At 44.9% G+C, this 13787-nt stretch carries 17 protein-coding genes; 4 read left to right on the top strand and 13 right to left on the bottom strand.

All coding sequences use genetic code 11. The features are described from left to right. Nucleotides 1-203: 203 nt before the first annotated feature. From D1B31_RS24210 to D1B31_RS24205, 3 genes are read right to left on the bottom strand one after another with little or no spacing between them, the layout of a single operon-like run. Complete coding sequence (locus D1B31_RS24210; protein ID WP_158587503.1) at nucleotides 204-377, bottom strand: hypothetical protein; 174 nt, start codon at nucleotides 375-377, stop codon at nucleotides 204-206. Beyond that, nucleotides 377-643 carry a hypothetical protein gene (locus tag D1B31_RS23875; RefSeq protein WP_158587502.1) on the bottom strand — a complete coding sequence of 89 codons (267 nt, stop codon included), beginning with the start codon at nucleotides 641-643 and terminating at the stop codon, nucleotides 377-379. The genes D1B31_RS24210 and D1B31_RS23875 overlap by 1 nt, the downstream gene beginning before the upstream one ends. Beyond that, nucleotides 640-786: a hypothetical protein gene (locus D1B31_RS24205; protein WP_158587501.1), complete on the bottom strand. Its 147-nt coding sequence runs from the start codon at nucleotides 784-786 to the stop codon at nucleotides 640-642. The genes D1B31_RS23875 and D1B31_RS24205 overlap by 4 nt, the downstream gene beginning before the upstream one ends. Nucleotides 787-1012: 226 nt before the next feature. Here D1B31_RS24205 and D1B31_RS08830 point away from each other — a divergent pair, with 226 nt between their 5' ends. Beyond that, a complete protein-coding gene (locus D1B31_RS08830) occupies nucleotides 1013-1591 on the top strand; it encodes a 5' nucleotidase, NT5C type (RefSeq protein ID WP_118920417.1) in 579 nt (192 codons plus the stop codon). A 9-nt stretch (nucleotides 1592-1600) separates the two neighbouring features. Here D1B31_RS08830 and zur read toward each other — a convergent pair whose 3' ends face one another. The 3 genes from zur to D1B31_RS08815 are packed head-to-tail and all read right to left on the bottom strand — an operon-like array spanning nucleotide 1601 to nucleotide 3643. Next, complete coding sequence (zur, locus tag D1B31_RS08825; protein ID WP_118920416.1) at nucleotides 1601-2011, bottom strand: zinc uptake transcriptional repressor Zur; 411 nt, start codon at nucleotides 2009-2011, stop codon at nucleotides 1601-1603. Nucleotides 2012-2018: 7 nt separating this feature from the next. Next, the gene (locus D1B31_RS08820; protein ID WP_118920415.1) at nucleotides 2019-2870 is read right to left on the bottom strand and encodes a metal ABC transporter permease; all 852 of its coding nucleotides are present in this window, start codon (nucleotides 2868-2870) and stop codon (nucleotides 2019-2021) included. Further along, the gene (locus D1B31_RS08815) at nucleotides 2867-3643 is read right to left on the bottom strand and encodes a metal ABC transporter ATP-binding protein (protein WP_118920414.1); all 777 of its coding nucleotides are present in this window, start codon (nucleotides 3641-3643) and stop codon (nucleotides 2867-2869) included. Before D1B31_RS08815 ends, D1B31_RS08820 begins: the two co-directional genes overlap by 4 nt. 159 nt (nucleotides 3644-3802) lie before the next feature. Between D1B31_RS08815 and D1B31_RS08810 the strand changes: the two genes are divergently transcribed. Beyond that, nucleotides 3803-4057, top strand: coding sequence for a DUF2624 domain-containing protein (locus tag D1B31_RS08810; protein WP_118920413.1), 255 nt, complete (start codon nucleotides 3803-3805; stop codon nucleotides 4055-4057). Between the two features lie 81 nt (nucleotides 4058-4138). On the opposite strand, the gene D1B31_RS08805 is transcribed toward D1B31_RS08810, so the two are convergent. Together D1B31_RS08805 and D1B31_RS08800 are read right to left on the bottom strand one after the other, a co-directional pair. After that, a complete protein-coding gene (locus D1B31_RS08805; protein ID WP_118920412.1) occupies nucleotides 4139-5032 on the bottom strand; it encodes a deoxyribonuclease IV in 894 nt (297 codons plus the stop codon). A 41-nt stretch (nucleotides 5033-5073) separates the two neighbouring features. Further along, on the bottom strand, nucleotides 5074-6387 hold the full coding sequence (locus tag D1B31_RS08800; RefSeq protein ID WP_118920411.1) for a DEAD/DEAH box helicase: 1314 nt from the start codon (nucleotides 6385-6387) through the stop codon (nucleotides 5074-5076). 220 nt (nucleotides 6388-6607) lie between these two features. Here D1B31_RS08800 and vrrA point away from each other — a divergent pair, with 220 nt between their 5' ends. Then, entirely contained in the window at nucleotides 6608-7210 is a 603-nt protein-coding gene (gene vrrA, locus D1B31_RS08795; protein ID WP_118920410.1) for a VrrA/YqfQ family protein, read from the top strand. 307 nt (nucleotides 7211-7517) lie between these two features. Further along, nucleotides 7518-8474 carry a 4-hydroxy-3-methylbut-2-enyl diphosphate reductase gene (locus D1B31_RS08790; RefSeq protein ID WP_118920409.1) on the top strand — a complete coding sequence of 319 codons (957 nt, stop codon included), beginning with the start codon at nucleotides 7518-7520 and terminating at the stop codon, nucleotides 8472-8474. Between the two features lie 41 nt (nucleotides 8475-8515). Here the strand turns inward: D1B31_RS08790 and D1B31_RS08785 are convergent, their stop codons facing one another. From D1B31_RS08785 to rpoD, 5 genes are all read right to left on the bottom strand, one after another. Further along, entirely contained in the window at nucleotides 8516-9631 is a 1116-nt protein-coding gene (locus D1B31_RS08785) for a Nif3-like dinuclear metal center hexameric protein (protein ID WP_118920408.1), read from the bottom strand. After that, on the bottom strand, nucleotides 9628-10341 hold the full coding sequence (locus D1B31_RS08780; RefSeq protein ID WP_118920407.1) for a tRNA (adenine(22)-N(1))-methyltransferase: 714 nt from the start codon (nucleotides 10339-10341) through the stop codon (nucleotides 9628-9630). Before D1B31_RS08780 ends, D1B31_RS08785 begins: the two co-directional genes overlap by 4 nt. Nucleotides 10342-10461: 120 nt before the next feature. After that, nucleotides 10462-10821, bottom strand: coding sequence for a cytochrome c550 (cccA, locus tag D1B31_RS08775; protein ID WP_118920406.1), 360 nt, complete (start codon nucleotides 10819-10821; stop codon nucleotides 10462-10464). Nucleotides 10822-11249: 428 nt separating this feature from the next. After that, entirely contained in the window at nucleotides 11250-12389 is a 1140-nt protein-coding gene (locus tag D1B31_RS08770; RefSeq protein ID WP_118920405.1) for an acyl-CoA dehydrogenase family protein, read from the bottom strand. Between the two features lie 234 nt (nucleotides 12390-12623). Next, on the bottom strand, nucleotides 12624-13748 hold the full coding sequence (gene rpoD / locus D1B31_RS08765; protein ID WP_118920404.1) for an RNA polymerase sigma factor RpoD: 1125 nt from the start codon (nucleotides 13746-13748) through the stop codon (nucleotides 12624-12626). Nucleotides 13749-13787: the final 39 nt, after the last annotated feature.

Raw genomic sequence — 13787 nt, 5'->3', positions numbered from 1 at the left:
CCCTGCGATGATTATTCCCAGAAGCTTTCCTTTGTGGTCAGCCCCGATATAGGAAGACTTGGTTTTGCGACAGCAAAGCCTTAGTCGCCCTTAATGCGAGCGAAGCGTAGCCAAGCACAAGACGAGCCGGACGAAAGGTTCGGTCTTTAACCTTTTGGCCGGAATGGCTTGTGACCTCGAGGGCTAGGCGCTCCTCGAAAAAGCTAACGCTTTTCCTTCCTGCGATGCTTATGCTCCCGAAGCTTTCCTTTGTGGAGCTGGATTACAACAACTTGTTTTGAGTTTTCGACAAGGACATATCTTATTATTTCCTTAGCAAGAATAAAGAGGCCGGCATCCGCCGGGCCTCTTTTTTCAATGCCCCTGTCTGAAAACATTAAAAGAATGGTGTAATGAACATCCCGATAATAAGTGAAACTGCTCCGATGCCAATAGCCCAGCCGCCCGTTGTGGAGGCATTCCTGCGCATTGCCAGGAATCCCAGTACAATACCTGTAATCCCCAACAGCACAGGCAGGAAGAACAAGGACAATATTGCGGCGGCCAATGCAGTATAGCCAAGCATGGTCCCGCCTGCTTCACGATTCATGGCGCCCTGGTCCCCTTGCTGTCCCTGTCCATCTCTATTTTGATTTTGTCTCATAGTGACAGGAGGAGCGAATTCCGCTGCAGTTTCTTCCCGCTGATTGCGGTAGTCTCCGGCTGTTCCAGAAGTTGTGTCCCGCATGCCACGAGTGCGGTTAGGCTCTGGAAGCAGCAGGATTGGTTCAGCAGAGGTCTCTTCATTATAGCTTGAAGCCCCCTCCTGCCGGCTGCTATCTTACTGCATCATACTCGTATCCCTTGATTGATCGGCCACCTGAATCCCTCGCTTTCAATAGGTAGGAGCCCTATTAGTGTTTACCATGCAGTTTTTTTTACTATGTCAATCTTTGTATCGACAACACGAAAAAGTTTTTTTTGGTAAAATAGAAAGAGCCCTCCGTATTTAAACAGATAAAGGAGTTTTTATATGAAAAGACTAGGAATTGACATTGATGGGACAGTTACTTGCCCTTCAAGTATATTGCCGTATATAAATAAACAGTTTAACTTGAATGTTACCCTTTCCGATGTAAAGGAATACGACCTCCTTCACCTCGTTGACATTTCAAGGGATGAATTTGCAAAATGGTTTCACGGGGCAGAACCGGAGATTTATTCCGGATCTCCACTTGCCGAGGGGGCAAAGGAGGTCTTAAATGAATGGATGGAAATGTACGAACTTTATTTTATTTCAGCAAGAGCCTCCCATTTGCTTGAGTTGACAAAAGAATGGTTCACAAAAAATGAACTTGCTTTCCACCATATTGAATTAATTGGAACCCATAATAAAATCGCCACAGCAAAAAAATATAATGTCGATCTCTTTTTGGAAGATAAACATGATAATGCCGTAGCCATTCACGAAGAATGCGGCATCCCAGTCCTTCTATTTGATACTCCATATAATCGGGATCCAATACCCGATGGGGTCATTCGGGTAGCCACTTGGCAGGAAGCAAACGAATGGATCAAAAAGTGGGAAGTAAAAAACAGCCTTTCATTTTAGGCTGTTTTTTCACATACATTCCGGGCACTTCCCATAAATCTCGAATTTGTGTCCGGAAATATCATATCCATTTAAGTCTTCGCTAAGGCTGCTCATTGGACATGTGCCCAATTCTTTTGTCTTTCCGCAATCCAGGCATATAAAATGATGGTGATGCGAGGTTCTGGAACAAGTAAACCTATAGTGTTTTTCGCCTGAAAGATCAGTTGTTTCCAAAATGCCAAGCTGGGCAAACAGAGAAAGGTTCCGATAAATTGTGTCGAAACTTAGGCCAGGAAATTCGTCCTTGAGCTGTTCTAGGACGTCCTTAGCTGTTAAATACTTGTCGCTATCCGAAAACAACTGGAGCATCTCTTCTCGTTTACCTGTATGCTTATATCCTTTTTCCTTCAAATAATCGAGGGCTTCGTTCACATCCATTCATCTATCACCCCTTTTGTGTTTCTCTCTTCATTCCTGTCCTCTTTAAGATAATCACGCCTATAAGGACGGCAATCGCAAGCAGGACAATGGTTCCTCCAGGAGCAAGGTCTAAATAATAGGCAGCAAACAAGCCGCCGATGACGGACAGTTCACCGAAAGCAACTGACAAGAAGATTGCCTGTTTAAATCCCTTGGCCAGCTTCATACTGGCAGCAACTGGCAATGTCATTAGCGCGGAAACGAGTAGAATCCCGACTATCCTCATTGATGCAGCAATGACCAGCGCTACCATGACGATAAAGATAAAATGGATGGCTCTTGCCGCAATACCAGATGCTTTAGCATGTTCTTCGTCAAATGATAAAAGGAACAGCTCCTTATAGAGTAACAAAATGACCAGAACTACAAAGACACTGATTGCCGCAATAATCCAGACATCCGCCCTGCTAACGGCTGAGACGCTTCCAAATAAATAACTGAACAAATCGGCGTTGAACCCGTCTGCTAGAGAAATGAAAATGACTCCAACTCCAATGCCGCCTGAAAGAATAATCGGTATCGCTAATTCCTGATAATGTTTATAAACACTGCGAAGCTTCTCAATAAATAACGATCCGGCAACTGAAAAAGCCATTCCCATATACAATGGGTTCAAAGAACCAGCCAAGCCTAATTTTTTCTCCAAAAAAAGGCTGGCAGCTATTCCGGATAATGTTACATGGCTCAATGCATCGGCAATTAAAGAAAGCCTCCGCACCACGATGAAAACACCGAGCAGCGGGGCGATCACCCCTATTAACGCACCAGATAGAAAAGCATTTTGCAAAAATTCATACTTAAAAATCCCGCTAATCATCTTCCCGCCTCCCCATGATGGTGGTGGCTTAGAAGATGGACTCCATGGCCATACAATTCAGTTAACTCTTCGTTGGCAAAGCCCTCAAACTCTGCCGCTTCCCCATGAAAATGAAGATGTTTATTCAGGCAGGCAACATGGGTTACTTTTTCGGAAATTGTCCCGATATCATGTGTAACAAGCAATAAAGTAATCCCCTTGTTAATATTAAGCTCTTCAAGCATTTCATAAAATGCACTGACATGCTGGGCATCAACGCCAACGGTTGGCTCATCCAGAATCAAGAGCTCGGGTTCACTTACAAGGGCACGGGCAATAAAAACCCTTTGCTGTTGGCCGCCCGAGAGTTCCCCAATGTTCTTTCCGGAAAAATTAGCCATACCCACTGCTTTTAGAGCCTGATGTACCTTTTCCCGCTCCTTCGCCCCCATAAAGCGAAACAGGCCAAGTTTGCTTGTCAGCCCGCTTGATACTACTTCATGAACAGTTGCCGGAAAGCCGGAATTAAAGGAATTGGCCTTTTGGGAAACATAGCCGATTTTCTCCCATTCAGTGAAATCCCTGATTTCCTTTCCGAAAAGGCGTATGACCCCGGATTGGGGCTGCAGGAGACCAAGAATGAGTTTGAGCAAAGTTGATTTTCCCGAACCGTTTGGACCTACAATCCCTAGAAATGCCCCTTTGGGCACAGTCAAATAAATATTTTCAAGGACATTTTCCTTTTCATACCTGTATGAAAGTCCTTTTATTTCAATAATTGGCAGATTAGCCATAACATCACCTTAATTTTAAGAATCATTCCGATTTACGTTAAGTAGTATAACCCAGTTCCTTTATTCTGTAAAGGTTCAAGAATTCCCCGCCCATTTGTTTTATTATTTATTGCACTGTTTACAATTGAAACTCATACATTAAGAAAGGGAGTGATAAAGGTGAAAATTTTTGAAAACATTATCAACCATAAAATTAATACGATCACTGCAGGGGAACTACTCACATATGCAAGTCAGTTCGGCATCTCGATAAACCGTTCACAGGCTGGCAAAATAGCCGAATACTTACGGGGAAGGCAAGTGAATATTTTTGACAGTAGCCAAAGGGCAGCCATTATCAAAGAAATTGCAAAAATTGCCGGGCCAGAAACCGCAAAGGAAGTAAACAAACTCTTCCTCCAGTTCACAAAGTAATACATTGGCAAAGCAAAGCCTCCTTACGCAACACGTGTTTAAGGAGGCTTTAAACATTTTATTCATTTTGAAAAGGGTGAGTTAAACCTGAACGGCAATCTCTTTTAACTGCGGATTGAATTCCTTATTGCGCAGCATCTCAATCTCATGCTTATATGGCGGAACCTTGTTTTTCTTATCTTCGCCAATATATGGAGTCTCAAGAATTTTAGGAACGTCAATAAGCTGAGGATGATGGACAATATAGCTTAACGCATCAAAGCCAATATGGCCGTAGCCGATGTTTTCATGCCTGTCCTTCCTCATCCCGACAGCATTCTTGCTGTCATTGATATGGAGGACTTTCAGCCTTTCAATCCCGACAATTTTATCAAACTCATTTAAGACGCCGTCAAAATCGTTGACAATGTCATAACCGGCATCGTGTGTATGGCATGTATCGAAGCAAACAGACAACTGGTCATTATAATGAACCCCGTCAATAATCATCGCAAGCTCTTCAAATGACTTTCCGCATTCAGAGCCTTTCCCGGCCATTGTCTCAAGCGCTACCTGAACCTTTGCGTCACCAGTCAATACCTCGTTCAGGCCTTCAACGATTCTCCTTATGCCTGCTTCCGTTCCCGCCCCGACATGCGCACCAGGGTGGAGGACGATTTGTTTAGCCCCAAGAGCCTCGGTCCGTTCCATTTCAGAGCGTAAAAAAGTAACCCCTAGTTCAAACGTAGCCGGATTGGTTGTATTACCAATATTAATGATATACGGAGCATGGACGACGATATCGCCTATCCCATGTTCCTCCATATGTCTCCTGCCTGCTTCAATATTCAGTTCTTCAATTTTCTTTCTTCTCGTATTCTGGGGCGCCCCAGTATAAATCATGAACGTATTCGAACCATAAGAAACTGCCTCCCTGCTCGCAGCAAGAAGCATATCTTTTCCGCTCATTGAAACGTGAGAGCCAATCTTCAACATGTGCTCCTACTCCTTTTTACCAGCAAAAATTATTTCTGCAATTACTTCTTATTCTTAAGCCTGTTTTGGCGTCTTTTAATTTTTTCAATTTCAGCATTGATTTTTTTCTTATAACCCGGCTTAATCTTACTTGGTTTTTTAACCATTGCTTTCGCAACCCGTTCAGTATCGGCTACTGTCCGCTTACGCGCTTTCCGTTTATTTCGTTCGCCTATTTCAACCAAGCCGTCTTTCCCAAAATCAACATGCTTGAAAGTTATGCCCATTTTTTCAAGCCTGTTTAATGCGTCCTCATCTGAATGATCGTAAATCGTTAACGCGATTCCGGAAGAACCTGCTCTTGCTGTCCTGCCAACACGGTGGATATAGAAGTCAAGGTCACTAGGCAATTCATAATTGATCACATGGCTGACACCCTCAATATCAATTCCCCTTGCAGCCAAATCTGTGGCAACGATATATTGGTACTCCAAATCCTGTATTTGCTTCATCATTTTCTTTCGTTCACGAGGATTAAGGTCTCCGTGAACTCTGCCAACCTTCAACCCTTTATCAATTAAAGCATCGGCCACTTCGTCAGCCATTTTTTTTGTATTCGTAAAAACAATTGCCAGATATGGGTTAAAAGTCTGAAGAACCTCAAAAACGATTCCCTTTTTATTTTTGTGCCTCGATGGGAGAATAAGATGCTCAAGGTTTTCAGCTGCTTTTTTTTCTGGTTCAATATGGATGTACTTTGGATTTTCCATGTATTTTTTCAAAAAAGGCTTTAGTTTTTCAGGTATTGTTGCTGAAAATACGAGCATCTGAAGCTTTTCAGGCATTCTGGATGCAATTCTATCCACATCTTCCAGGAAGCCCATATCAAGCATCAAATCAGCCTCATCAATCACAAGGGTATCAGCCGTATGGACAAATAAAGCTTGTTCCTGGATCAGGTCAAAAAGGCGGGATGGGGTCCCAATCACAATATGAGGCTGTACCCTTAGCTTTTCAATTGCTTTTTGCTTGTCCGTACCGCCAATATAATTTCTAATTATTATTTGTTCTGGACCTTCGTATTGCTCCGCGGCATTTAAAAATTGCTGGTAAATTTGCGTGGCAAGCTCACGGGTCGGCGCTGTAATGACCGCCTGGACCTCCTGCTGGGCCGGGTTAAGCTTCTGCATTATCGGCAGAAGGTATGAATGCGTTTTGCCAGTTCCTGTCCTCGATTGCCCAATTGCGCTATCTCCTCTTAAGGCAGCGGGGATCATCTGCTCCTGAATCTCGGTAGGGCTAGCAAATCCGAGGGAACTTACCGTTTTTAGCAAAAAAGGTTTTAATCCAAACCGTTCAAATTGTTTTCCGTTCATGTATTTTGCTCCTTACTCTCTATTAATCGAACATATTTTTCCCGTCTTGTCATTATAGTAGAGATTGCATGAAATCTCCACTCGAAATCCTACCCTCTCGATAATTCTCTTGTTTTCATTATCTCAGTATTCAGCTTTCCCTTGTTAATCATACCTTAACATAATGAGGATAGGCTGCATATTTTAGAAAGAGGACATTTATGAAAGGAGGCTTTTAAGAATGCCACCTATGCCGCAAATGCGGAGACCGGGATTTGGCCGCCAGCCAATGGGACCTCGTTTTGCCCGTCAGTCCGGTTTCCCGGTTCCGCAGCGAGGTCCTTTTATGGGACCAATGAATGCAATACCAGGGCAGCCTTCTAGGGGGGGAGGGCTGCTTGCCAAGCTATTCGGCAGGGCCGCCGGTGGGAACCAGGGAGCAGTCGCTCGCTCCGCTCAATCCGTTATCGGAGGAGGAGAAGGGGCTGGGTCCTTGCTGAAATCGCTTGGCAACCCTGACACAATCAATTCATTCCTGACCAACACCCAGAATGTCATTAACACTGCCCAGAAATTTGGCCCGCTCTTTGAACAATATGGACCACTTATCAAGAATCTGCCATCAATGTGGAAGCTTTATCGCGGAATGAAATCAAGTGATGACCAAACAAAGACAGAAAATGAATCGAGTAAGAAAGGAAAAACAGCTGGCAATATCGTTAAGGAAAAAAGGACTGACAGAAAAGATCAAGTTCAGCCTGTCCGTAAAACTGAAAGCACCCCCCAAAAAAACCGGTCTAGCAGAGAAGGAAACGGCGAGTCCAAACCAAAGCTTTTTATCTGATCTGTGTGAGGTGCTGGATAGACAGCGCCTCCTTTTTTCTCCAACAAGTGATATAGTACACTTTGAAGTATTCAGTGAAGTCCTATATACTATATACATAGTGGTCTTATAGTAGGCTTGTTTGACTTTATCCCACCTCAAGGGGCAGTAAGCCTCTTTCAGAGGCAACTCCCCTAAAGGTCCGATTCGTGAAATAAGATTTTTCTTGGGGCTTCAGCCCTTAGAAAGATCAATCGGGCTTTGCGCGACTAACAATCAGTGGAAAACCCCCACTGATTGAAGTTTCACTTTATAGGAGGCTGTTAAAATGAAAGTTATTAAAATTTCACCGCGCGGCTATTGCTATGGTGTTGTAGATGCCATGGTGATCGCGAGGAATGCGGCATTAGATAAATCTCTTCCCCGCCCAATCTACATCCTAGGGATGATTGTTCATAATAAGCATGTGACAGATGCATTCGCTGATGAAGGAATTATTACCCTCGACGGAAACAACCGCCGGGAGATCCTCGAGAAGGTTGATAAAGGAACTGTGATTTTCACAGCTCACGGCATTTCACCCGAGGTCAGAAACCTTGCAAAGGAAAAAGGGCTTGTCACTCTTGATGCGACATGTCCGGATGTGACGAAAACGCATGAATTGATTCATGAGAAGGAAGCCGAAGGGTATAAAGTTATTTATATCGGAAAAAAAGGCCATCCTGAACCAGAGGGTGCTGTCGGGGTCGCGTCACCAGGAACCGTTTTTCTCGTTGAGACCGAAGCCGACGTGGAAGCTTTGGAAATTGAGCATGATAAAATAATTGTGACAAACCAGACAACAATGAGCCAATGGGATGTCGCGGACATAATGGTAAAAGTCCAGGAAAAATACCCACATGTTGAAGTCCACAGAGAAATTTGCATGGCCACGCAAGTACGGCAGGAAGCAGTTGCCGAGCAAGCTGGGCAAGCCGATGTCCTGATTGTAGTTGGTGATCCGATGAGCAACAACTCCAACAGGCTGGCGCAGGTTTCTGAGGAAATAGCAGGGACAAAAGCTTACCGGATTGCTGATATTAGCGAACTTGACCTCGAATGGCTGAAAGGGGCATCAACAGTTGCCGTGACCGCCGGCGCCTCTACGCCAACACCGATCACAAAAGAAGTCATTGCCTTTCTTGAGAAATATGAACCTGAAGACCCTTCTACATGGGCCAGGGATAAGAACGTTCCCCTATCCAGGATTCTGCCAAAAGTTAAAAATCCCGCACTTCGCTTATAAAACCAACAAACCCGGCCAATTGTGGCCGGGTTTGTTGGTTTTTATACTACCTTGAACGGATCAGTACTGATTTCAGATGCGATGATTTCAGCGTCAAATCCCGCTTTTTCACACATTTGGGATAAGACAGCAGCAAGGCCCTTTTTCATGATTTTTTCCACATTGTGCCCAGGGTCAATCATGTTCAACCCTAGCATCAGGCCATCATGGGCGACATGGTAATAAATATCTCCAGTCACATAAACATCGGCGCCTCTGAACTTTGCCTGTGAAAAGTATTTGTTTCCATCCCCGCCTAGAACGGCAACTTTTTTTACTTTGGCATCTAAGTTTCCTACAACTCTGACGTTCTCAACGTCTAAGTCCGCCTTTACTTTATTCGCAAATTCGGCCAGGGTCATTTCCTCTATCGTGCCAATCCTTCCAAGCCCGAGAGATTCCCCTTTGTTTTCCAGCGGGTAAAGATCGTATGCCGGTTCTTCATATGGATGGGCCTTCAGCATTGCTGATATTACCTTCTTTACGAGCCTGTCGGGTATGATGGTTTCTACCTTTACTTCTTCTACTTCTTCAATTTGTCCTTGTTGGCCTATAAATGGATTTGTACCTTCGCCCGGAAGGAATCTTCCTGTTCCCTCCGATGAGAACGAACAAAAGCTGTATTCTCCAATCGCCCCCGCTCCGGCACTCCCTATCGCTTTCCTCACTGCATCGGCATGATCAACAGGAACAAATACGGCCAGCTTTTTTAGTTTTTCATCAAACGTGGGGACGAGGACCTCAGGATTTTGCAGCCCTAACGCATCTGCCAACATATCGTTCACTCCGCCTTTTGCCACATCAAGGTTTGTGTGCGCGACATAGACGGAAATGTCATGCTTAATCAGTTTTTCGATGATCTTGCCTTGCACTGTATCCGTCGCAACTTTCGCGAGCGGCCGGTAAATCGGCGGATGATGGACGATGATAAGCTGAGCATTTATTTCAATTGCCTCATCAACAACCTCTTCAACGAGATCAAGAGCAATCAAAACACGTTCTGCAGGACGATTAAGCCTGCCAATTTGCAGTCCTATCCTGTCCCCTTCCATTGCGTACTCTTTCGGTGAGAAGGCCTCTAGAAGGCCGATGAGTTCATGACCGTTTATTTTTTTCAATCGTTTAGTACCTCCTCTGTAAGCCTAATCTTTCGAAGGATTTCCTCTCTTTTTTTGTCCGTTTCTTCGGTCGCCTTTGCTTTGTCGAGCTCCCTGGCTATTCTTTGCCAATTTTCTTTCTCAAGCGTCCATTTTTTAATAAACGCTTCATTTTTACTCTTTAGGAGAAACGGGCCAAACAATAAGCCTTTTTCCAATTCATTTTCACCGTACGGCTTACGGGGGTTCCCTTTTTCCGCGGACAGGATTTCATAAATTTTTCCGTCCTCTTCAAGAATCGCCTCTTCAATCAATTCCCATCCATGGTTGTACAGCCACTCCCTTATGGAGATTGCACTAATATTCGGCTGCAGAATCAGCCGGTTGACTCCGCCCAACTTCGCTTTTCCCGCCTCAAGGATTTCGGTAATCAATGTCCCGCCCATGCCGGCGATTGTGATACAGTCGGCTTCGCCAGGCTGGATAACCTCCAGGCCGTTCCCCATTTTTACTTTAATTATGTCCCGCAGCCCTTCAGCCTGTACCTGTGTTTGGGCGGACAGGAAAGGACCCTCAACGACTTCCCCGGCAACAGCTGAAGAAATCAACTCTCTTTTTGCAAGATAGCAGGGAAGGTAAGCATGGTCAGATCCGATATCCGCTAGCTTCGCGCCTTTTGGAACAAAGGCTGCAACAGCGGCAAGCCTCTTTGATAGTTGCTGAGCATTCAAGTTATGCACCACTTTTCCATTACTTTTAATGAATCAAGTATAAAAAAAGTCCTTCACATATGCAAAGGACAAAGAAAATAATAGAGCTGCCAAACAAACGGCAGCTCTTCATTAAAACGTTTATTTCTTATCCGCAAGCCATTTTGCGAGGGCGTCTGCATCTGCTCCCGTAGCAAGACCTTGAGGCATGGAACCTTTACCATTCACGATAATGTCTTTAATTTCCCCTTCATCTAACTTTGAGCCGACATCGCTCAGTTTCGGGCCGCTTTTCCCTTCAAGCTGTTCACCATGGCAGCCTATACAGCCCTTATCCTGGTATAGATCTTCGGGTTTTGCCACTTCAGTAGTTTTTTCACCGCCGGCCTTACCCCCTTCGGCTACTTCCTTCATGTCACCGAGCCCTTTGAAGGAAAGAATGAACATTAACCCGATTCCCAGAACCATGATCATAATAAATGGAACGACTGGATTTTTCATGTAATACCCCTCCCTTATGTACGAACTATATCATATATGATGCAAACAACTTCTATTTTAGCTGAAAACCATCAGAAGGAAAAGTATTTAAGTTACTTTTGTCACTTTTAGTTATGGTTCTGTTAAATTGGCTGTTGATTTCCACTTCGCAAGGAAAGCTTCTGAGTATAATCATCGCAGGGACAGGCGGTTTTTGCCTGTCACGAGGCACACGCTTTCCGCGGGGCGTCAGTGGAGCCTCCTCAGCGCCAGGGCGCCTGTGGGGTCTCCACCTTGCCGTACATCCCGCAGGACAAAACAGCATCTTCGAATTGGCTTTGCACGAAGAAAATGCGATAGTATTTTCGAGGAGTCGGTGTCCTCCGTTTCAATCAACACAGTTAAAAATCAATACTATCATCCCTAAAAAGAAAGGAAAAGGCTGCGTACTAGCAGCCAATTTCCCTTGCGATGACAATGCGCTGGATTTCTGACGTTCCTTCTCCTATTTCGAGCAGCTTGGCATCCCTCATGTACCGTTCAACATGGTACTCTTTCATATAGCCATATCCGCCATGGATTTGCACGGCCTGGTCAGTGACTTCCATGCAAATTTCCGAGGCGTATAGTTTGCACATAGCAGCTTCTTTTGTAAAAGCCCTACCCTGATCCTTCAACCATGCAGCTTTATAAACCATACTTCTAGCAAGTTCAATTTTCATCGCCATATCGGCCAGCTTGAATTGGATTGCCTGGAATGCAGAAAGCGGCCTTCCAAATTGTTTTCGCTCTTTTGAATAGTGCAGCGCCTTCTCATAAGCAGCCTGCGCGATCCCTACTGCCATTGCTCCGATCCCAATCCTTCCTCCGTCAAGCGTAATCAGGAATTGCTTGAAGCCCTCCCCTCTTCTTCCAAGGAGATTTTCCTCGGGAACTTTGACATCCTCCAACACAAGCTCAGTTGTGTTGGAGGAGTGCAGCCCCATTTTTTCATAATTGTCAATGACTGTGAAACCCTCTGCATCAGTCGGAACGATGATGGCACTGATTTCCTTTTCCCCGTTAACCTCACCAGTTACGGCCGTTAAGGCCAAGTGCTTTGCGAAACTGGCATTTGTGATAAAGCATTTGCTCCCATTAATAACCCATTTACCATTCTCGAGTTTAGCCGCCGTTCTGGTTCCTCCAGCATCAGAGCCTGCATTTGGCTCTGTCAGGCCAAATGCCCCAAATGATTCACCTGTGCAAATAGGTGCGAGATATTTTTGTTTTTGTTCTTCAGTGCCGAACATATTGATTGGAGCCCCGCCAAGCGAGATGTGGGCAGAATAGGTGATCCCGGTTGAACCGCAGGCTCTGCTCAATTCTTCCGTGACGATGGCAAAACTAATCGTATCAGCGCCGCCGCCCCCGTATTCTTCGGGAAAGGGAAGGCCCATTACACCCATTTCTCCAAGCTTTTTAAAGATATCAAGCGGAAATTGCTTGGTTCTGTCCCGCTCGAGAGCACCAGGCGCAACCTTTTCATTAGCAAATTCCCTTATCATTTTTTTAATCATTTCCTGCTCAGGCGTCAAATTGAAATCCATGTTTCCCCCTCCAACCAAAATGTATGCGCTTTCTTACCCATTATATGGTGAGGGTTAAATTTTCTCAACATTTAAACTTTTGGAAAACCTCTGGTTAAAGAAAAATAAATTTGTCCTTTCTCGATTTGCAATTGGTATTGCCATTCAGTAAAATGAATCACAAGGTCACGGAAATCTTCTCTTAAGGTGGGACAAAAAAAGCCTGCCTCATTATGAGACAAGCTAAGTCTGTTTTTATTCCAGGAAATCTTTAAGCCGCTTGCTCCGGCTTGGATGCCTGAGCTTTCTCAGCGCTTTAGCTTCAATCTGCCTGATTCGTTCTCTTGTTACGCCAAAGACCTTGCCCACTTCTTCAAGTGTCCTGGTCCGGCCATCGTCAAGTCCAAACCTTAAGCGCAGAACATTTTCTTCGCGGTCGGTTAACGTATCGAGCACATCCTCAAGCTGCTCTTTCAACAGTTCAAAGGCTGCATGATCAGAAGGCGACGTCGCATCCTGGTCTTCGATGAAATCCCCAAGATGGGAATCATCTTCCTCACCAATCGGTGTTTCGAGTGATACAGGCTCTTGGGCGATCTTAAGGATTTCCCGGACCTTATCGGGAGTCAGGTCCATATCCTCCGCAATTTCTTCAGGTGTTGGTTCGCGGCCCAAATCCTGCAGAAGCTGCCTTTGCACCCTGATAAGTTTGTTAATGGTTTCTACCATATGGACCGGAATCCGGATTGTCCTAGCCTGATCTGCTATGGCGCGTGTAATCGCTTGGCGAATCCACCAAGTTGCATACGTACTGAATTTAAAGCCCTTACGGTAATCGAACTTTTCAACGGCTTTAATCAAGCCCATGTTCCCTTCTTGAATCAGGTCAAGAAATAGCATCCCTCTGCCTACATACCGTTTTGCGATGCTGACGACAAGTCTGAGGTTCGCTTCTGCGAGCCGGCGTTTCGCTTCCTCGTCACCGTTCTCAATCCGGTTAGCAAGTTGGATTTCTTCCTCCGCAGATAGCAGGTCGACTCTGCCGATTTCCTTTAAATACATGCGGACAGGGTCATTTATTTTTACACCTGGAGGGACACTCAGGTCATTGAGATCGAATTCCTCATCTTCTTTTGTGTTCTGCTGGTTGGTTGGGTCCGCCTCCTCACTATCGCCGACCAGGTCTATTCCCTGATCACCAAGGAATTCATAAAACTCATCCATCTGGTCGGAATCCAGTTCATAATTTGCCAGCTTTTCAGCTATATCATCATAGGCAAGGTGGCCAACTTTTTTACCCTGTGCTGTTAATTGGTCCTTTACTTGTTCAACGGTCAGTTCAGTTTCGACCTCGTTTGACCGTGCTGACTTCTCAGCCATAGGTCCCCCTCCTTCAAAATTCACGCTAATTCCACTGCT

It is taken from the genome of Neobacillus notoginsengisoli, assembly GCF_003515685.1.
In the GTDB taxonomy this organism is placed as follows: domain Bacteria; phylum Bacillota; class Bacilli; order Bacillales; family Cytobacillaceae; genus Bacillus_D; species Bacillus_D notoginsengisoli.
This window is presented reverse-complemented; position numbering and strand designations above follow the sequence as displayed.

Coding starts and splice junctions, on each gene's coding strand:
- D1B31_RS08805 (WP_118920412.1), bottom strand. CDS start 5,032: ATGTTGAAGATTGGCTCTCACGTTTCAATGAGCGGAAAAGATATGCTT.
- cccA (WP_118920406.1), bottom strand. CDS start 10,821: ATGAAAAATCCAGTCGTTCCATTTATTATGATCATGGTTCTGGGAATC.
- rpoD (WP_118920404.1), bottom strand. CDS start 13,748: ATGGCTGAGAAGTCAGCACGGTCAAACGAGGTCGAAACTGAACTGACC.
- vrrA (WP_118920410.1), top strand. CDS start 6,608: ATGCCACCTATGCCGCAAATGCGGAGACCGGGATTTGGCCGCCAGCCA.
- D1B31_RS08815 (WP_118920414.1), bottom strand. CDS start 3,643: ATGGCTAATCTGCCAATTATTGAAATAAAAGGACTTTCATACAGGTAT.
- D1B31_RS08820 (WP_118920415.1), bottom strand. CDS start 2,870: ATGATTAGCGGGATTTTTAAGTATGAATTTTTGCAAAATGCTTTTCTA.
- D1B31_RS08790 (WP_118920409.1), top strand. CDS start 7,518: ATGAAAGTTATTAAAATTTCACCGCGCGGCTATTGCTATGGTGTTGTA.
- D1B31_RS08770 (WP_118920405.1), bottom strand. CDS start 12,389: ATGGATTTCAATTTGACGCCTGAGCAGGAAATGATTAAAAAAATGATA.
- D1B31_RS23875 (WP_158587502.1), bottom strand. CDS start 643: ATGAGACAAAATCAAAATAGAGATGGACAGGGACAGCAAGGGGACCAG.
- D1B31_RS24210 (WP_158587503.1), bottom strand. CDS start 377: ATGTTTTCAGACAGGGGCATTGAAAAAAGAGGCCCGGCGGATGCCGGC.
- zur (WP_118920416.1), bottom strand. CDS start 2,011: ATGGATGTGAACGAAGCCCTCGATTATTTGAAGGAAAAAGGATATAAG.
- D1B31_RS08800 (WP_118920411.1), bottom strand. CDS start 6,387: ATGAACGGAAAACAATTTGAACGGTTTGGATTAAAACCTTTTTTGCTA.
- D1B31_RS24205 (WP_158587501.1), bottom strand. CDS start 786: ATGAAGAGACCTCTGCTGAACCAATCCTGCTGCTTCCAGAGCCTAACC.
- D1B31_RS08830 (WP_118920417.1), top strand. CDS start 1,013: ATGAAAAGACTAGGAATTGACATTGATGGGACAGTTACTTGCCCTTCA.